17 protein-coding genes are annotated in these 17,761 nt (G+C 50.5%); 2 read left to right on the forward strand and 15 right to left on the reverse strand.

Features of this window, described 5'->3' with window-relative positions; all coding sequences use genetic code 11:
* Nucleotides 1–11: 11 nt before the first annotated feature.
* The 8 genes from nifK to PV02_RS01540 form a co-directional block, all read right to left on the reverse strand.
* A complete protein-coding gene (nifK, locus tag PV02_RS01505; protein WP_256621605.1) occupies nucleotides 12–1,382 on the reverse strand; it encodes a nitrogenase molybdenum-iron protein subunit beta in 1,371 nt (456 codons plus the stop codon).
* 25 nt (nucleotides 1,383–1,407) lie between these two features.
* Complete coding sequence (nifD, locus tag PV02_RS01510) at nucleotides 1,408–2,982, reverse strand: nitrogenase molybdenum-iron protein alpha chain (RefSeq protein ID WP_256621606.1); 1,575 nt, start codon at nucleotides 2,980–2,982, stop codon at nucleotides 1,408–1,410.
* Nucleotides 2,979–3,359, reverse strand: coding sequence for a P-II family nitrogen regulator (locus tag PV02_RS01515; protein WP_256621607.1), 381 nt, complete (start codon nucleotides 3,357–3,359; stop codon nucleotides 2,979–2,981). The genes nifD and PV02_RS01515 overlap by 4 nt, the downstream gene beginning before the upstream one ends.
* A 20-nt stretch (nucleotides 3,360–3,379) precedes the next feature.
* Nucleotides 3,380–3,697, reverse strand: coding sequence for a P-II family nitrogen regulator (locus PV02_RS01520; protein WP_256621608.1), 318 nt, complete (start codon nucleotides 3,695–3,697; stop codon nucleotides 3,380–3,382).
* A gap of 10 nt (nucleotides 3,698–3,707) precedes the next feature.
* Nucleotides 3,708–4,529 carry a nitrogenase iron protein gene (gene nifH / locus PV02_RS01525; RefSeq protein WP_256621609.1) on the reverse strand — a complete coding sequence of 274 codons (822 nt, stop codon included), beginning with the start codon at nucleotides 4,527–4,529 and terminating at the stop codon, nucleotides 3,708–3,710.
* A gap of 481 nt (nucleotides 4,530–5,010) precedes the next feature.
* Nucleotides 5,011–7,062, reverse strand: coding sequence for a methyl-accepting chemotaxis protein (locus PV02_RS01530; RefSeq protein WP_256621612.1), 2,052 nt, complete (start codon nucleotides 7,060–7,062; stop codon nucleotides 5,011–5,013).
* A 621-nt stretch (nucleotides 7,063–7,683) separates the two neighbouring features.
* Nucleotides 7,684–8,022 carry a P-II family nitrogen regulator gene (locus PV02_RS01535; protein WP_256621614.1) on the reverse strand — a complete coding sequence of 113 codons (339 nt, stop codon included), beginning with the start codon at nucleotides 8,020–8,022 and terminating at the stop codon, nucleotides 7,684–7,686.
* Between the two features lie 6 nt (nucleotides 8,023–8,028).
* The gene (locus PV02_RS01540) at nucleotides 8,029–9,438 is read right to left on the reverse strand and encodes an ammonium transporter (protein WP_256621615.1); all 1,410 of its coding nucleotides are present in this window, start codon (nucleotides 9,436–9,438) and stop codon (nucleotides 8,029–8,031) included.
* 259 nt (nucleotides 9,439–9,697) lie between these two features.
* On the opposite strand from PV02_RS01540, the gene PV02_RS01545 reads away from it, so the two are divergent.
* Nucleotides 9,698–10,675 carry a DNA-methyltransferase gene (locus PV02_RS01545; RefSeq protein ID WP_256621616.1) on the forward strand — a complete coding sequence of 326 codons (978 nt, stop codon included), beginning with the start codon at nucleotides 9,698–9,700 and terminating at the stop codon, nucleotides 10,673–10,675.
* Nucleotides 10,676–10,696: 21 nt separating this feature from the next.
* Here the strand turns inward: PV02_RS01545 and PV02_RS01550 are convergent, their stop codons facing one another.
* Nucleotides 10,697–11,674 (reverse strand): DUF128 domain-containing protein, encoded by a 978-nt coding sequence (locus tag PV02_RS01550; RefSeq protein ID WP_256621617.1) that lies wholly within the window; start codon nucleotides 11,672–11,674, stop codon nucleotides 10,697–10,699.
* 82 nt (nucleotides 11,675–11,756) lie between these two features.
* Complete coding sequence (locus tag PV02_RS01555; protein ID WP_256621618.1) at nucleotides 11,757–13,436, reverse strand: ABC1 kinase family protein; 1,680 nt, start codon at nucleotides 13,434–13,436, stop codon at nucleotides 11,757–11,759.
* A gap of 199 nt (nucleotides 13,437–13,635) precedes the next feature.
* On the opposite strand from PV02_RS01555, the gene PV02_RS01560 reads away from it, so the two are divergent.
* Entirely contained in the window at nucleotides 13,636–13,905 is a 270-nt protein-coding gene (locus tag PV02_RS01560; RefSeq protein ID WP_256621619.1) for a DUF3303 domain-containing protein, read from the forward strand.
* A gap of 21 nt (nucleotides 13,906–13,926) precedes the next feature.
* Here PV02_RS01560 and PV02_RS01565 read toward each other — a convergent pair whose 3' ends face one another.
* From PV02_RS01565 to PV02_RS01585, 5 genes are all read right to left on the reverse strand, one after another.
* Nucleotides 13,927–14,541, reverse strand: coding sequence for a hypothetical protein (locus tag PV02_RS01565; RefSeq protein WP_256621620.1), 615 nt, complete (start codon nucleotides 14,539–14,541; stop codon nucleotides 13,927–13,929).
* Nucleotides 14,542–14,568: 27 nt separating this feature from the next.
* Nucleotides 14,569–14,934 (reverse strand): phasin family protein, encoded by a 366-nt coding sequence (locus PV02_RS01570; RefSeq protein WP_256622127.1) that lies wholly within the window; start codon nucleotides 14,932–14,934, stop codon nucleotides 14,569–14,571.
* Between the two features lie 116 nt (nucleotides 14,935–15,050).
* The gene (locus tag PV02_RS01575; protein ID WP_256621621.1) at nucleotides 15,051–16,769 is read right to left on the reverse strand and encodes an ATP-binding cassette domain-containing protein; all 1,719 of its coding nucleotides are present in this window, start codon (nucleotides 16,767–16,769) and stop codon (nucleotides 15,051–15,053) included.
* A 64-nt stretch (nucleotides 16,770–16,833) separates the two neighbouring features.
* On the reverse strand, nucleotides 16,834–17,577 hold the full coding sequence (locus PV02_RS01580; protein ID WP_256621622.1) for a phosphoglycerol geranylgeranyltransferase: 744 nt from the start codon (nucleotides 17,575–17,577) through the stop codon (nucleotides 16,834–16,836).
* A 9-nt stretch (nucleotides 17,578–17,586) separates the two neighbouring features.
* Nucleotides 17,587–17,736: a 50S ribosomal protein L40e gene (locus PV02_RS01585; protein ID WP_256621623.1), complete on the reverse strand. Its 150-nt coding sequence runs from the start codon at nucleotides 17,734–17,736 to the stop codon at nucleotides 17,587–17,589.
* Nucleotides 17,737–17,761: the final 25 nt, after the last annotated feature.

Consider the following 17,761-nt stretch of genomic DNA (forward strand, 5'->3'; position numbering starts at 1 on the left):
TTATGAGGCCGTTACTGCACGACCTCCAGCTCTTCTTCGGGAATTGTCCTGTCCTTTATGTCAAGGAAAGTGTTGCCTATCCACTCGACCATCCGTGCTGCTCCCGCATAGCCCATCACAGGGAAATGGTGCAGGTTCGCCCTGTCCATTATCGGGAACCCTACCCTGATCAGTGGTATATCCTCGGCAAGAGCAATGTGCTTACCATAGGTGTTACCGATAAGCATATCCACCGGCTCGTTCTTGATTATCTGGTGGAGCGTGAACAGGTCCGCTCCTGTGAGTATGTCTGAATCAGGATAGAGAGGGTGTATAAGCTGTGACGTCTCCTCCTCGAAAGCCTTGCCCGCGGTACCGGAAAGTACCACGGTCGGCTCCATTCCCATCTCAAGCACCAGGCTGGTCAGGCCCTGGATGATGTCAGGGTCACCGAAGATAGCGACCTTCTTCCCGTAATAGTGCGGATGGGCATCGGTCATCATGTCCACTACCCTGGCTCTCTCCTGTTCGAGCTCCGGGGGGATAGGAACATTTGCAAGCTCGGCAGCCTTCATGATGAACCTGTCAGTGTAGCGCACCCCGATAGGCGCCGGGCCGGCCTGCACGGGCATCTTGAACTTGTTCCTGAACACCTGTGCCGCTGCGCCTCCTGCCATGCTGCATAATGCGATGGTTCCCACAGAGTTTGCGCTGTCCTCGATATCCCCGATGGGCGTGCCTCCCTTTGCATAAAGTGCCCCGTCTCCCGAGAGCCCTGAGTCGAACACGTTGGTCTGGTCAGGGAACACTATTGCAGGGATCTTCATTATGGAGAGTATCCTCTTGATCTCACGGATGTCTCCCGGGTCCACGAAGCCGGGTATGACGTTGAGCTTGCCGTTTGGCTTTGACTTCCCGGCAAAGGTAGTGACGAATGACTTTACCATGTTGTCATAGCCAGTGACGTGGGATCCCACATAGCTCGGAGTGGACGCCGCACAGAGCTTGATGGAAGGGTCGATAAGCTCTTCCATCTTCACGTCCTCGATTATCTGGTTCACGTCATCTCCGATGGTCTCAGCCACACAGGTCGTATGTATGGCTACAACTTCCGGCTGGTAGACGGCCTCTATATTGGAAAGCGCCTGCTTGAGATTGGATGCGCCTCCGAACACTGCGGTCCCTTCGTAGAAGCTGCTGCTGGTCGCTGCAGTAGGCTCACGGTAATGCCTTGTCAGGCACATGCGCAGGTATGACAGACATCCCTGTGACCCATGACTATGGGGCATACAGTTATGTATTCCCATTGCGGCATATACGGCACCTATAGGCTGACAGATCTTGGCAGGGTTGACCACCAGCGCATCACGGTGCACCTTTTCCTTTGGTGTGTAATCTAGCATTCTTCTTCCTCCATTCTCCATATTGTTACGCCTTCCATGGTACCTTCATCAGGCTCCATGTGGGGTTGTTCACCGCCATGTCCACATCCCTCGCGAAGTTCAGCACGCCGGAGAATCCTGTGTAGCGCCCGCTGTAGTCGTAGGAGTGTATCTGTCTTGAGGGAACTCCCATCTTCTGGGCCATATACTTGTCCTTGATACCCGAGCAGAACAGGTCCGGCTTGAGTTCCCTGATGAGGAACTCGGTCTCATAGTGGTTCAGGTCATCCACAACGATGGATCCGTCCTTCATCTCGGGGAACATTCCCTCGTAATCCATGAGCCCGAGCTTCTCCTTGAGCTCCTTCATACGCTCGTCGCTGATTGCCGGCTTGTAGCCTTCCTCAAGTTCGTAGTGGAGATCCTCAAGTATGGAGCTGGAAGCCTTTTCCTTCATGCCTTCAAGGATCTTTCTACCCTCATAATCATCGCGGTGGGCGAACTGGTATCCCGCCACCAGCACCTTCATCCCCAGATCATCGAACAGGTTCTGGTAGTGGTGCGACCTGGAGCCGCCTGAGTATATGAAGACCTTCTTGCCTGCAAGCCTTCTCCTGTATTTTTCAAGTTCAGGCCGGATCTTTGCCATCTCCTCTTCGATCACTTCCTCAGTCTTCCCTGTCAGTTCGGGGTCATCGAAGAATTGTGCCATCTTTCTCAGTGATTTCTTCGTACCCTCTATTCCCACATAGTTGACCTTGAGCCAGGGAACCCCGTACTTCTGCTCCATCATACGGTTAGTATAGTTGACCGACCTGTGGCAGAGCAGGATACTGAGCTTTGCCCGGTGGGCCTTTGCAAGATTATGGTATGAACCGTCCCCTGTGAAACTTGAGACTATGCGGTATCCTATCTTCTCGAACAGGGGCCTTACTTCCCAGAGATCACCGCCGATGTTGTATTCTCCAAAGATATTGATGTCAAAGGGAGTCGGGTCCTCTAGCTCCTCGGTACCGACCACATGTTCCATGAGCACGTTGCTTGCAATGTGGTGTCCTGCAGACTGGCTCACACCCCTGTAGCCCTCGCAACGAAGTGCCATGACCTTGACACCATGCTCCTTCTCTGCCTGTCTTGCCACTGACTCGATGTCATCACCGATGAGCCCCACCGGGCATGTTGCGCAGATGGAGATGGCACCCGGCTTGAAGATCCTTACAGCATCATCAATGGCTGCCTTGAGCTTTTTCTCGCCTCCGAATACTATATCGGTTTCCTGCATGTCTGTACAGAAGCTGTACTGCATGTAGTTATCTCCGCCGTTCTCTGCCTTTGCCATATTGCGCCTGGTCCCCCATGTGTAATATGCGCAGCCGATAGGCCCGTGGACGATGTGCACCATGTCCTTGATCGGCCCCATCACCACACCCTTGCCGCCTGCAAAGGCGCAGCCGCGGTTTGTCATGATGCCGGGTACCACCTTGCTGTTGGCCTCGATATGCTGCTCGGCGGAACAGTTCCTTACGACCAGATGTTTTCTCCTGTCCCTTGCAACGTTCTCCGGATACCTCTTCATCATCTCATCGACGACGTTCTGTGTTGCCTCGATCTCAGAACTCATAATGATTCCCCCTCTACAGTAACTTCGCCTTCCTCTCCGGTGCGTATCCTGACCGACTCAGGTATGTCTGTCACGAACACCTTTCCGTCTCCAGCGTGTCCCGTACTGTTCACTTCTATTATCTTCCGGACAATCTCATCGGCTGCCCTGTCATCGACAACTATTGTGAACATCCTCTTGGGCACAAAGGGTATGCAGTTTTTAGAGGAAGCATTCTCAGGACTTGGGAGAGGAGGTTCGAATTCATAGCACAGGCCCTTTTGCTTACCCCTGCCCATGACCACCTGGACAGTAAAAGAAGGATATCCGCAGTCCGATAGGGTCTCGATTGTCTTTTGGACCTTGTTCATACGGATTATCGCTGTTATCTCCTTCATTTTCATACCTCTTCAGCTTCTTACAGTCCGCATTCGCCGGTACGTATGGTGTATGCGCTCTGTACCGGATTCACGAATATCTTCCCGTCCCCGTACTTGCCTGTGTGGGCCGACTTCTTGATGATATCTATGACCCCGGATGTTTTCCCATCCTCGACGACCATCATGAGCATGGTCTTTGGCAGCTCGTCAAAGTGGATATCTGCCGTGTGGACACCTCTTTGCTTACCTCTGCCGAAGACATCTATCTTGGTGAGGGAGACAAATCCTCCCTTCTCAAGTTCTTCCACAACCTCTGTGACCTTGTTCGGCCTTATAATTGCACGGACCATCTGCATTCCCATCACCTCACAGCTCAATGATCCCGAACTCCACCATCATCGACTCAAGATCGTCCATTTCCAGCGGCTTTGGTATCACGAACATGTCATTGTTCTCGATGTTGTTTGCCAGCGTCAGGTACTCCTGCGCCTGCTGGCAGTCCGGGTCAAAGTCTATCACGGTCTTCTTGTTGATCTCTGCACGCTGGACAATGTTGTCCCTGGGTACGAAGTGTATCAGCCTGCTTCCAAGCCTCTGTGCAAACGCTTCGAGAAGCTCGCGTTCCCCGTCCACCTTCCTGCTGTTGCAGATGATGCCTCCCAGACGTGCTCCACCCTTGGCGTACTTCTGGATACCCTTGCAGATGTTATTGGCTGCGTAGATCGCCATCAGTTCGCCGCTGGCCACGATGTAGATCTCCTTTGCCTTCCCTTCACGGATAGGCATTGCGAATCCCCCGCAGACGACATCTCCCAGGACATCGTAGAACACATAGTCCAGATCATCCTCGTATGCCCCCAGGTTCTCCAGGAGGCTTATGGAGGTAATGATTCCCCTGCCTGCGCAACCGACCCCTGGTTCCGGGCCCCCGGACTCGACACACTTGATGCCTCCGAATCCTGGCTGGAGCAGGTTGTCCAGCTCGACTGACTCATCGCCTTCCGTCCTTAATGTATCGAGCACTGTCTTCTGGCTGAGCCCTCCAAGAAGCATCCTCGTTGAATCTGCCTTCGGGTCACATCCGACAAGCATTATTTTCTTGCCAAGTGTTGCAAGTGCCGCTGTGAGGTTCTGTGTGGTCGTTGACTTGCCGATTCCGCCTTTTCCATAAATTGCTACTTGTCGCATGTTCTTTCCTTCTCTTGTTTGTTGCTTGTTCTGTTGTACTCTCCGGAGCTGCCTATCCCAGTAGTACAACGGAATCCTATGTACTAGTTCTAATATATAAGAATTTCTACATGCTTCATACAAGCCATTTTACATTAATTACAGGAACACATGTCGGGAGACCTTGAACACTCAAATTGAAATAAACGGTCGGCATGTCTTTTTTGATCATACTTACTTGTAAACCGGCAAAAAGCATGTCAAAATCAGTCCTTCATTTATATGCGTAACATTTTTTGTAAGCTTTCTCATGGGGCAGGGCAGACATCGTTAATTTTAATATACTGCTACCCCTACGATGAAATCAGCACTGGCTGAACAGAAACAATAACCGGACAAGTTATCAGGGGACCCGGGAGAATATAATGCAAGGAGCAGGAAGCATGAAAAATGAGGAGAAAGGGAAATACAGCGGAAGATGTCAGAAGGGGGCCCCTTCTGATCACTCCGAGAGATACTTGGCCACCATCTGCTGCATTTCGACGGCCATCTGTGAGAGTTCCTGTGAACTCTTTGCCAGCTCAAGCATGGATGCGTTCTGCTGTTCCATGGCGGCCGAAGTCTCCTCGGTTCCTGCTGCAGCTTCCTGGGATATGGATGCGACCTCGTCCACTGTTGCAGTGATCTCCTGTATGGAGGCGGACTGCTCTTCTGCAGCGGCTGCAATGTTCTGTGCCATGAGGGCTACCTTATTGCTTTCCTCGACTATCTTCTGCACTGCTTCAACAGTGTGATTCAGGGCCTGGACCCCGGAAGATACTGTCTGCGTGCCTGTTTCCATTGAGGAGACTGCTGCATGGGTTCCATCCCTGATCCCGATGAGCAGGCCGGATATCTGTGCTGCAGCCTTTCTTGAGTCTTCAGCAAGCTTACGAACCTCATCGGCAACCACGGCAAAACCGCGCCCGTGCTCGCCAGCCCTTGCAGCCTCGATGGCAGCATTGAGGGCAAGCAGGTTGGTCTGGTCCGCAATGGTAGTAATAAGTTCTGCGATTTCTCCGATCTTCCTGGACTTGCCTTCAAGGTCTTTTATAACGCTGGCAGAATCGTTGGTTGCAGTCTGTATCTCTGACATCTGGATGAGCATGTCCTGTGACTGTTTTCCGACATTGCGGATAAACTCGCTTGCAGCCATTGCAGCTTCTGCAGCCTGCTGGGCATTGCTGGCAATATCCTGGACGCCTATGGTCATGTCGTTCATTGTATGTGCAACCTGGTCAGCCCTGCCGGACTGTTCCTGCGCTCCCTTTGCGATCTCTCCTACGGTTGTGGATATCTGTGTTGATGCAGAGGTCATTTCCTCAATGGATGCAGACATCTCTTCTGCTGTTGAGGCCACGGTGTTTGCGCTTTTGCTCACCAGGTTGATGACCTGCGTCATCGAGTCCAGTATTTCGTTCAGTCCTTTGGGGATTGCAGTGAAATCAATGTCCACGTCAGTTTCTGCCCTGGTATTGATCTTACCTTTCATCGCGTCATCTGATATCTTCTTGAAGTCTGAGACGATCTTCTGAATGCCTCCGGAAATGGACCTGCTGACCAGGAACGCAACTCCGCCTCCTATGACAACAAAGGCCAGGACCGCTGCTATTATACTGTTCCTGATGGCTGCCACAGGAGCCTCGAATTCGTCAATGTAAGTACCTGTCACTATATACCAGTCATTTGGCTCGTAGTAGGTATAGCTCATCATCTTGTCGCGGCCATTCCATTCGTAGACTATGTTCCCCTCTTTCCTGGCGATGATCTCTTTAGCAAAGTAGTTGGAGTAAATGCTATCTCCTTCGAGCTCAGGGTGGATTATCAGCTTGCCTTTTGAGTCCATGACGTACATGTACCCGGTTTCGCCGATCGTAATGTCCGACATCTGCTCTTTAATGAGCTGTCTGTAATGTTCTTCCGGGAGGCCGATGAAAAGGACACCAATGGTCTTGCCGGAGTTGTCTTTTATCGGCTCGTAAACGGTCAGGTACCATTCGCCCAGTACATCAGCCCTTCCCCTGAAGGTCTGCCCCCTGTTCACAACAGCGTTGTATATCTCGTTTGGCAGGCTCGTGCCTATTATGCGGTTCCCTTTCTCGTTGGTAAGGGTCGTGGATATTCTGACCGCTGAACCGTCTTTGACCTGGAATATGGTTATATCCGCTCCCGTTTCGCCTTTGATCTTATCAACGATCGTGTAGTCGTTATTGACTATGTACTCCTCTCCAAGCATCATTTTCCCATCGGTGATCGTAGGGTTTCCACGGTCCTGTAACTGGCTGTGCGCAATTTTTATGCCGATATCAAGGCTTTCCTGGGCGCCAGTGAATATGGCTTCAATATACTGTTCTTCAAGGAATGCCTGGTCATCAAGCCTCTCATTCAGTTGAATCCTTATGGCAGAGGCTGTTTGTTCGTATGCATAGAACCCTACTATTGCAACAGGTAGAATTGTCAGCAGTAGTGATACTGCAATTATCTTCTTACTGATAGTGATGTTTGTAAGTTTCATTTTAGTACGCCCGCATCTGTATATACATTTCAAGACTTGGCCCTAATATTTATATATAGTTAATAATCATTCTTGTTTAACGGAAAGGCAATATATATTTAATTAATATATAAATATTACTTATTTTTTATTTTTCAGATAGCGACGAATCATTTGGGCATACTATTGGTTTGCCAGTCCTTCTTGTTGATATCTCAGTAAATTGATTCAGTTTATTTCCGCGATTTCATCTTTTACACACCGCAGTCTTCTGCTCATGTTTTGTAAAAGTAGGATATTCCATGCCCTCAAAAGATCTTTTTTTGTATATATGAAATACAATCATGGAATTATGTATATCTGCATCTCAGGGCAGGCTGGCTTGCTTTGGCGTCTTGAAGGTCTCTTTTCAGCAGATGTTGCGGATGAGCAAGGTTATTCAGGTTTAGTAGTCAGTCGGTTCGTTTGTTCATCCTGTTGTTGCCATCGAGATCACAGTATAGATGGTCCGCAGGAGAGGAACCTGGATATCAACTGAGGCGTTGCCTGGGGTAATGCATGTTCCCTGCAGGTTTTAAAAACTGATGGGTTTTAATGGGAAAACAAAACAATGACTTTAAGAAGGAGGTATAGGAAATGCGCTTAGAGCGCATCTCCGTCTGTTTCACCGGTGCGTATCCTCACGATCTTTGCGATTGGGTATATGAAGATCTTACCGTCGCCGATGGACCCGGTAGCTGCTGTCCCTGTAATGATGTCGACGACCTTGTCCACATCATGATCATTGACAACCATTTCCATCTTGATCTTTGGCAGCAGATCGACACAGTACTTGCGCCCTCTCCACTGCTGCATTACTCCCTTCTGCTTGCCGCGGCCTTTTACATCGGTCACGGTCACGCTCTCAAATCCGGCTTCATCCAGTGCGTCCTTGACCTCGTGGATCTTTGTCGGCCTTATGATCGCTTCTATCTTCATCATTTTACATCACTCCTTCAGGATCATGAACTCTGGGTATGCACTGATACCATGTTCGACTATATCCAGTCCGGCAATCTCGTGTTCCTCTGATACGCGCAGTCCTACGGTCCAGTCAAGTATCTTGAAGATTATGAACGAGATACCGAAAGCCCATACTATGCTCAGTATAACGGCAACTACCTGGATAAGGAACTGCTGGTATCCTCCGTAGATAAGGCCCACACCTTCAGCTGCATACACTGCATCTGCAAGTATGCCGTTACCCATGCCTACCGAGAATATGCCCACAGAGAGTAATCCCCAGCTTCCTGAGTATCCGTGTACTGCGATGGCACCTACCGGGTCGTCCAGCTTGAGCACGTTCTCGTTGAACATCACTCCTGCATATACTATGATACCGCCTACAATGCCTATGACTATTGCTGCCCAGTTCTCCACAGAGCCGCATGGTGCGGTTATTGCCACAAGGCCTGCAAGAAGTCCGTTTGCCGTAAGGGACGGGTCCGGCTTTCCTGTCTTCATCCAGGTGATCGCCATTACAACTATGGCCCCTGCAGCGCCTGCCAGAAAGGTGTTTGCGATCACGAGGTTGACATAGGGGTCGTTCCCGTCAAGGGTACTGCCTCCGTTGAATCCTACCCAGCCGAATGCCAGTATGAGCGTACCGAGGAATGCCAGCGGGAGGCTGTGACCCGGTATTGCCACGGGCTTGCCGTTCCTGAACTTACCTATCCTTGAGCCTACCAGGAGCACACCTGCAAGGGCCGAGTATCCTCCTATCGAGTGTACCACGCCGGAGCCTGCGAAATCATGGTGTGCAACACCGATAGCATCAACAAGGAATCCGCTGGTCAGTATTCCTGCACCGCTCCATACCCAGTGCCCGTATACGGGATAGATGAGTGCTACCATGAGTACTGTATAGATGAGGTATGCCTTGAAGTCCGTCCTTTCGGCCATTGCGCCTGAGACTATTGTGGCACCGGTCGCTGCGAATACCATCTGGAACCACCAGCTGTTCCAGAGGGCGTTGTCAGCTCCCATGAGGAAGAACTGATCGATACCTATGAGGCCCGCATAGTCTGCACCGTACATGATACCCCAGCCCACTGCCCAGTACACTATTACGCCCAGACAGATGGTCATGAAGTTCTTCATGAGGATGTTGGCTGTGTTCTTGGTGCGGGTGAGCCCTATCTCTACAAGTGAGAACCCTGCATGCATTAAGAACACTATGGCTCCTGCTATGATTAGCCACAGGAAGGTAAGTGCGGTCTGCAGGTTCTCTATAGACTCTGCGTTCTCTTCAACCGACTGTGCTGAAACAGGCACGACAATTGCCATAAATATGACACTGATAAGCAGCAGGAACTGCAATATCAGTCCGGGATTGATTTTTGGTAATGCTCTTAACATGGAAATACACCTGACTTGCGCCTAACTAGGTAGACGGATACCCAGTGTAGAGTTAATAATATTTATAGCTTTTGGTAACTTTTGATTTTACTTTTTCCTGACTGGTAACACATACTGGTGGCAAGGAAGATATTTTGTGCAGATCTTGGTGCTAAGCCCTGCATGATGCTGATTTTATTGGAACGGCACAATATCTGTTTAATAAAATATTATAAAAATATCAGGGGATATATATACTGCAAATGCATATTTTGCCCGGATGAAAGATACTTACTACAACATGGATTGTATTGCAGGTGCCAAGGCACACATTCCTGACGGGGTGGTTGACCTTGTGATCACAGACCCGCCTTTTGCCATAGAAGGTGACCAGTTGCATAGGCTCTATAACAGGAAGGAGGAGCATGTTGTGGAAGGTTATGTAGAGGTTTCCCGGGAGAATTACAGGGATTTCTCCTTCAGGTGGATGGAACAGGCAAAAAGGGTCCTGAAAGATACAGGCTGCATGTACATCGTTTCCGGCTGGACCAACCTGCTGGATATCCTGCTTGCCATTGAACATAATGGCCTTGAGGTCATCAACCATATAATCTGGAAGTACAGTTTCGGTGTAAGCACGAAGAATAAGTTCGTAACCTCACATTATCATATCCTTTACTGTAAAAAGAGCGGCTGTGATGTCAAGTTCAATCCATATTGCCGCTTCGGTGCCGCTGAAAAGGACCAGGAAGGATCTTCAATGCTTTACTGTGACCTGGAAGACGTCTGGGTCATCGGCAGGGAGTATAAGAAAGGAAGGATAAGGAACAAGAATGAGCTTCCGGTGGAGCTGCTCAAGAAGATGATACTCTATTCCTCGGAGGAGGGCGACCTTGTGTGCGATTTCTTCCTTGGCAGCTTCTCAAGCGCAAAGGTTGCCCGCTCGCTGGGCAGGTACTCCACGGGCTTCGAGATAAACGAGTCGGCATACCTGCAGCAGGTAGGGCATATATCCAACATAGAGCGCGGATGGATGCTGGCAGGCCTGAGATCAAATGAAGGCAATCCTCATTTCAATCAGAGGAAGCGCTGGACAAAAGAGGAAATGGGCAGCGTGGTGGAGAGATACCACAACATAAAGCGCACAGGTGTAACCGACAGGCAGGCCTATGCAATTCTCTCGCAGGAATTCGGAAGAGGCTATTTTTCGATGATGAACATTATAAAGAAAAGCAAGAGTGCGCGCTCTCCTTATTAGGGCGGGAGCATGTGGAAGAATTCAGAACTCTTTCATCCGCCTGAATTCCATGACCGTTGATACCGGCAGCGTCTCTGCGCGAATGCCGGCTTCCTCTACGGCGGCTACTGCATTGATTCCTGTCATTACGGGAATGCCTACCATCCCTCTTGAGACGGGCGCATAGAACACCTCTGCTCCGGGTTCTCCAATGCAGATATGTCCCTTTATATCCGCCTTCCCGGCAAGCTCAAGCATCTCCAGGGCCTTGGGAGCTGCAGCAGCCGGTATTTCCCTCACGTTAGCCAGCATCTTCCCGGTGCCGGTATCAAATGTCTGGAGGACGGAGGTGGCCTTTCTCCTCAAAAACAGTTTGATGGGGTCAATTGAGGTGCCGTTATAGGATATGAGGTCGACAAAACCCTCAGGTTCATGGTTCTCCACCTGCATCAGGCCTCCGTAGAGCGGGGACACAGGTATCCCGCTTTTGAGCAGCAGCCCGTCGAAAGTTATACTGCAGACTGTCGCCAGCGCCACCTGTCCCTCCGGCACATAGATATCGAACTCAGTGGAATCCTCTTCAAAGATGCTGGCCTTGGAACTGATCGTTGCCCCCTGGGACATAGCATAGCGTATGATGTCCGCAGCATTGTCGAAATCATCCTTGTCAATATAGGTGATGTTCACAATGACGTTTCCCTTACCTGTGTTAAGGTCATAGTCTGTCCTGTAGATGAGTTCCTCGATCCGTGAAATGATAAAGCCGAGCCTGTCACTGATAAGTGCGTCGCTGAGCTCTTTTTTACCTCGTTCGGTGATAGTGCGTCCTATGTAACCGTGCTTTTTGGTGAAGCCCCTTTCATCAAGTATCCTCAGATGGTATCTGACAGCCCTCTCTCCTATGGCATAGCCGCGGTTGTGAAGCTCGTCGGCAATAAGCCGTGCACCTACCGGTTTATCACTTTCGCTGATGATGCGCATAATTTCGACAAGTTTTCTCTCAACATTAGGGTCTGTCATTTTTCTCACCGTTACCGGCCTCAAGCCAGTCATGCTAATGATAACTAATAGACTGCGCCTCTTATTTAAGATGTCGTATCCCTCAGATGCGCCCTGTGCGAAGTATATACACCACAAGCCACATCCCCAGAAGGCCCGCCATTACAAACCCGATGACGCCCAGCATGGGCATACCCCATATATATGGTTCCAGTCCGGTCTGGATTATGAGGGACGAGCCAACTATGATGGCAGATATGATAAGGCTGAATGCAAGGCGATTGCTTGCCGCATCAAGCTCCGCCACTATCCTGTCAAATCCGTGGGGATCGAACCTGAGCTTCAGGTATCCCTTTTCTGCCACGTCCAGTATATGGGATATCTTCATGGGCGCCCGGCGCATCACCCTCGACCAGTTGTAAAGATCACTGTATGCCCCGCCTGCAATACTGCTCAGCTGGAAGCGCTTCTTCATGGCTTTTCTGGCGTAGGGTTCCGCGATCTCGGCAATGTTCATCTCAGGGTCCATGAGGGCTCCGAAGCCTTCCACGGTCATGGCACCCTTTGACAGCAGGGCGACATTGGATGGTACACGTACCTGATGCTTCCTGAGCAGCCCCACCATTTCCTGAAGTATGGCGGCGGTGTCCAGCTGCTTGACAGGCCTTCCGTAATACCTGTAGAGCAGGTGGTCAATATCGATCTTCAGTGAGTGGATGTCCACCTCCTCCCCTATGGAGCCCAGGTCCCGCAGGATTTCTATGTAGAGTTTAGTGTCGCTTTTTGTGATGGCTATCAATTCATCGATAAGCAGGTTCCTCATGTCGGGTGAAAGGAAGCCCGCCATCCCGAAATCCAGCAGGGCTATCCGGCCGTCCTTCATAATGAATACATTGCCTGAGTGCAGGTCCGCATGGAAGAACCCATCCTCATAGACCTGTTTCATGAAAGACTCAACAACGGCCCTGGCTATGCTCTTCCTGTCAATACCGAGTTCTTCCGATCCCACGAACAGGCTGCTCTTCACCCCGTCTATGTATTCAAGGGTCAGGACCTTGGAACTGGTGTAATCCCAGTAAACCTTCGGGATATAGGTAAGTGGGTCGTCCACGAGGTTGTTCGCAAAGCGCTGAGCGTTCCTGGCCTCCTGTGTATAGTCCATCTCGTTGATGATGGTGCTCTCGAACTCCTCGATGGTCTCCCTCGGGCGGTACAGGCGCGCCTCCGGAATGTGCTCTTCCGCAAACTCTGCAAGGCTGTACATAATATCGAGGTCAGCATCAATGATCTTCCTTATGCCTGGGCGCTGGACCTTGACAGCTACCTCTTCGCCGTTCTTAAGTCTTGCATAATGGACCTGTCCCAGGGATGCTGCTGCGATCGGCGTTTCTTCAAAGTACTCGAAAACGTCTTTTATCTCAGAGCCCAGCTCTTCCCTTATGACCTTCCTCACGTCCTCGAACCCGAAGGCCTGCACATCGTCCTGCAGCCTGGAGAACTCCTCGGTATATTCCATTGGGATAAGGTCCTGTCTCATGCTAAGGATCTGGCCCAGCTTGATATATGTGGGTCCAAGTTCTTCCAGCACCATCCTTACCCTCCCTGGGCGCGACATGGTGCCTGCAGGAGTATGTTCCCTTTTCCGGAGCCTTGAGCGCAGAGGCCTGAATTCGCCTATCTTCAGTCGGTCCACAAGATACCCGAACTCATACTTTATCAGTGTGTCAATGATCTTTCCATATCTCCTGATCATCGAGTACCTGTTCAGCTTGCGGTTTAGCATGTTTGTCTCAACTATGATTTTATTATTTGCTAGTTCTTTTTATGAACCGGATTCATATTAAATTATGGCCCACCACCACCACTCTTTGTGAACACGGGGAAATGGTTAAATAATCTTCCAATCCAATCTGTAATAAGTGGGGTAGGGTAGAGAATGTCAGCTTCATGCTCTGCCTACAATTAAAATCAGGAGTGAGAATATGTTATTTTTAAGCACAAGCACGTGGCAACCAGAGAACAGCCAAGAGGTCATTGACCATTTCAAGAAACTGAGGCCGCCCGCAGGCGTGAATATCAAGAATCAGTGGGTAGATATCTCCGGCGGAAGATATTTCATATTGTACGAGACCGAGGATTCCAAGGCATTTGCGGAGTTCAACCTTCCGTGGTCTGACGTATGTTTTATAGACAGCTGCCCGGTCATGGAATCCACAGAATTTGTCAAGCTGATGAGCTCAAGGGAAGGATGATTCCCTTCTTGACTTTTTACCTCAGCCAGCTGGTCCTAAACTGATATTCTTTTCTGAGCTTCCGAGGCGCACTGTGAAATCACCGGCCGCAAGTGCTTCTGTTCTATAGTTGAGGCTGAAATTGCCTTCGGTGTCAGAGCGGACGCTCTGCATGGCTGCAAAATCCAGCCTTACTTCCTTTTCACCTTCTTCTGCCTTCCCGTTAATGAGTATGTCGTATGTTCCGTGCGGGACGTTGTCTTCTGCAAATTCGGCAACACCTTCCCTTGCATCAAAACTACGTTTAAGGTCAATGAACATCTTCACTATGAAATTCAGGTCCCTTACCTGCCGGGAAGTGACTGTAAAGCGGTTCCTGCCCTTTGGTATCTCTATTCCCTCAAAGACATACTCATAAAGGCCATCCCGGACAGGCACCAATCTTGAGAATGAGACTTCGATGTCCAGTGTACTGTCCGGCTGTCCTGCCTTGCCCCTTATCGTAAGGGTGTCTCCCTTCCGGGGTTTCTCCGGCAGGATACTCCACTCTGTCACCTTGCTCCCAGTCTCTCCCCTCTTTTCCTCCGAAGGTTCCACCAGTGAATAAATGAACTTGGCAAAAAGAAGGAATAGATTCTCTCCCTTACTGAGGACCACACTCCCTCCCCCGGGCCTCTGGTATCCTTAAAGATCGTCTTCTTCCTTGCTTACGGAGGCTGCGTCTGGTTCATGCACGGCTTTCTCCCTGTTGACCAGCATGTCTATCTTGCTTTCCAGCCCCCGGATGGTTTCTTTCAGGTCCTTTACCTCTTCCTTGCTTGCGTAATCCGCCCTTTTGAAGGTTTCCTGTACCCTGGCAGTGATCCTGCTCTCCATCTCTTCTTTCTGCTTTCTCTGCTCATCCATGAGCTCACGCACGAACTTCTTGCCCTCTTCCTTTTTCATCTCGCCATTCTCAATGAGCTCATCCGTGAAATCCTGTATCTTCTCTTCAGTGAGGGCCCACATACCAATACCGAACAGAGTCGCTTTTTTCCATAATTCTGTCATGTCTCTCAATTCCAAACCTCCAATGATTAATTGGTAGGTGTTATGATAAATATGTTCTCATGCGCTGTTATGAGAGGCCTGCTTAAAAATGAAGGAATGGAAAAGTAGGGGAGGTTTTACTCTGCAAGCTCTTTAAGGTCATGCTCTAGATACCTGGCATGGCTCATCCCAGCAAGGCGATTGCAGACCTCTTCAGGTTTCCCGTCCATTATTATCTCTGCATTGTCTACAAGTATGGCCCTGTGTGCCACTTCCCTGACAAAGTCCATGTGATGGCTCACCAGCACAATGGTGGTGCCCATTCTTTTGTTTATCCTCTTGAGGGAATTGGTCACATCCCTGAGCGTGACAGGATCAAGGTCCCCGAAGGGCTCGTCCAGAATGAGTATCTCAGGATATGTGATAAGTGCAAGGGCTATGTACGCGCGCACATGTTCCCCGCCGCTTATCCGGCAGGGTGTCTTATCCAGTATCTCAAGGGGCAGGTCAAGGGCCTCGAATATGTCCTTTGCGTAATCGTCCACATCCTGCTTTGTGATGAGGGGAAAAAGCCTTGCATAGATGTCCGCCGTGATTTTCATCTGCCGCATGAGCGCTTCTTTCTCGTCCTCTGTCATGTCGGGAAGGCTGTACAGTGTGTCCAGCACCTTGTCGGATATGCCGAGCTCAGCAGCCTTCTCCCTGGCATACTCCAGCGACCTCTTGCCTTTGAGGCGGAGCCTGAATGCCAGCTGCTCCCGTATGCTCGAATGCGGAGAGAGGGTGAACTCCTGATGCATGATGCTGATCCTCTTACGAAGGTCAAGGCGCTGCCGTGTGAATTCCAGGATATTGAGCCACTGGCCATCATGCAGGTAGCATATATCCCCTTCCTTTGGCACCCTCAATCCCTCTATCATCTTGAGCAGGGTCGTCTTGCCTGCTCCCGACTGGCCTATGAGTGCAGTTATCTCTCCTGCATTGATGTCCATGGAGAGGTCCGTGAATTTGAGGACTTCGCCTACCCTTATGAGGGCAAAGCGGTGTGACAGGTTCCTTACCTTGATGACAGGCTCTTTTATTTCTAGGTCCGCGAGCTCTTCCTGTTCGCTGATGTCCTTAAGGAAATGCCTGAGCACCTTTTCAGGCTCTCCGGTTTCCAGGAGCTTTCCTTCCTCAAGGTATGCGATCCTGTCGCAGAGGTAGAGGTGGACTTCAGGAAGGTGTGATACCACAATGATAGGTATGTTGAGCTTTGCCTTGAGGTCCTTTATGACATCAAGCATCTCCTGCTTAGTGCCCGGCCCTGTCATGGTGACGGGTTCGTCCAGAAGCAGAAGCCGGGGCTTCGCCGCAAGCTGGCGGGCAAGTATAAGTCTCTGCTTCTCTCCCCCGCTGAGCAGATTGGCAGAGTGCAGGGCTTTGTGTCCGAGGCCTACAAGTCTCATATACTCCATTGCTTCTTCCCTGAGCTCGTCATAATTGGGGGAGTCGGGCTCCGGAAGTCCCTCATTTCCGGTTTCCAGGGCGTTGAGCCTGCGGACTATGTTCTCAAAGGCCGGCCCGTTCCACAGGCCGAAATTGCGCTGCAGGTGGATGGCACTGAGGGACTGCAGGCATCTCATCCCCTCCTCCCCTGAATCAGAAGTGACCCTGTTTCCATCGAGTGTGATAGATCCCTGTTCAAAAGTCTCTATTCCCCTGAGGATCTTCAATAGGGTGGTCTTCCCGCTTCCGCTCTTTCCAGTTATCCCAAGTATCTCCCCATCTGCAACAGAGAAACCGATGCTGTCCAGAACACGCTTTTTTCCGCTGTCGGAGTCATATTCTTTTACGATGTCAGATACCTCAAGCATTGTCAACACCTCTGATTGGAATTAATTGAAATAGGAGTAAAAAAGGAAGATCGGGCCTGGCTCATCAGTTCTTGATGGCTGATACCAGTTCTTCGATCTTTGCGGTGACATTGGAGCTCTTCTCAACCACCGTACCTGTGACGATCATATCCGCTCCGGCAAGCGCACAGCGCTTTGCAATGGCAGCATCGCGTATGCCTCCGCCGACAATGAGCTTGTTGTCTCCGAGGACATGCTTGACCGCAGCGATCATCTCAGGCCTTATGGGCTCGTCGGCTCCGGAGCCTGCCTCGAGGTAGGTGTAATGCATCCCCAGGAACTTCCCTGCAAGTGCATAGGCCACCGCGATCTCAGGCTTGTGTTTTGGAATGAGCTTCGCATCCCCCACCCAGCCTACGGTGCCTCCGGGCTCCACGATGATGTAGGCCATGGAGATGGGCTCGATGCCGCTCTTGTAAACAAGGGGAGCTCCCATTGCCTGGTTGGTGGTTATGAAACTGATGTCCCTGGAGTTCAGGAGGCTCATGAAGAATATCGCATCTGCGTGCCTGCTGACGCCTGAGGCGTTTCCGGGGAAAAGGATGGTTGGCTTATCTGTCCGTTCTTTTATCTGGAGGAGCGTCTGGTCGAGCAGCACTCCTCCGGCTCCTGTGGAGCCTCCGACCATGATGGCGTCCGTTCCTCCTTGTGCCGCAGCAAAAGCTATTTCTGCTGCCTGCTCGGGAGTCTGGGATGCGGGGTCGATGAGTGTCAAGTGAACCGTACCCTCGCGCTCTGCGATGTCGTTCAGGTACTTTTCCACTTGCATCAAGAGCGATCAGCCACCCTTGGCTTCCTTGGATTTCGGGCGCAGGCTTTCACTGTTGCATTTTCTGCATCTGGTTGCACGGGACGCGTTGCGTGCGTTACATTTCATACAGATCTTCTTATTGAGGATCCTGTTTTCAGCTTCTGGGAATCTTGCCATGATCTTCACCTTTATTATCGTGATC

This window comes from Methanolobus chelungpuianus (assembly GCF_024500045.1).
Taxonomy (GTDB): domain Archaea; phylum Halobacteriota; class Methanosarcinia; order Methanosarcinales; family Methanosarcinaceae; genus Methanolobus; species Methanolobus chelungpuianus.

Excerpts from the sequence above, each read along its gene's own strand:
- nifK (WP_256621605.1), bottom strand. The coding sequence starts at position 1,382 with ATGCTAGATTACACACCAAAGGAAAAGGTGCACCGTGATGCGCTGGTG.
- nifD (WP_256621606.1), bottom strand. The coding sequence starts at position 2,982 with ATGAGTTCTGAGATCGAGGCAACACAGAACGTCGTCGATGAGATGATG.
- PV02_RS01515 (WP_256621607.1), bottom strand. The coding sequence starts at position 3,359 with ATGAAGGAGATAACAGCGATAATCCGTATGAACAAGGTCCAAAAGACA.
- PV02_RS01520 (WP_256621608.1), bottom strand. The coding sequence starts at position 3,697 with ATGCAGATGGTCCGTGCAATTATAAGGCCGAACAAGGTCACAGAGGTT.
- nifH (WP_256621609.1), bottom strand. The coding sequence starts at position 4,529 with ATGCGACAAGTAGCAATTTATGGAAAAGGCGGAATCGGCAAGTCAACG.
- PV02_RS01530 (WP_256621612.1), bottom strand. The coding sequence starts at position 7,062 with ATGAAACTTACAAACATCACTATCAGTAAGAAGATAATTGCAGTATCA.
- PV02_RS01535 (WP_256621614.1), bottom strand. The coding sequence starts at position 8,022 with ATGATGAAGATAGAAGCGATCATAAGGCCGACAAAGATCCACGAGGTC.
- PV02_RS01540 (WP_256621615.1), bottom strand. The coding sequence starts at position 9,438 with ATGTTAAGAGCATTACCAAAAATCAATCCCGGACTGATATTGCAGTTC.
- PV02_RS01545 (WP_256621616.1), top strand. The coding sequence starts at position 9,698 with ATGAAAGATACTTACTACAACATGGATTGTATTGCAGGTGCCAAGGCA.
- PV02_RS01550 (WP_256621617.1), bottom strand. The coding sequence starts at position 11,674 with ATGACAGACCCTAATGTTGAGAGAAAACTTGTCGAAATTATGCGCATC.
- PV02_RS01555 (WP_256621618.1), bottom strand. The coding sequence starts at position 13,436 with ATGCTAAACCGCAAGCTGAACAGGTACTCGATGATCAGGAGATATGGA.
- PV02_RS01560 (WP_256621619.1), top strand. The coding sequence starts at position 13,636 with ATGTTATTTTTAAGCACAAGCACGTGGCAACCAGAGAACAGCCAAGAG.
- PV02_RS01570 (WP_256622127.1), bottom strand. The coding sequence starts at position 14,934 with ATGACAGAATTATGGAAAAAAGCGACTCTGTTCGGTATTGGTATGTGG.
- PV02_RS01575 (WP_256621621.1), bottom strand. The coding sequence starts at position 16,769 with ATGCTTGAGGTATCTGACATCGTAAAAGAATATGACTCCGACAGCGGA.
- PV02_RS01580 (WP_256621622.1), bottom strand. The coding sequence starts at position 17,577 with ATGCAAGTGGAAAAGTACCTGAACGACATCGCAGAGCGCGAGGGTACG.
- PV02_RS01585 (WP_256621623.1), bottom strand. The coding sequence starts at position 17,736 with ATGGCAAGATTCCCAGAAGCTGAAAACAGGATCCTCAATAAGAAGATC.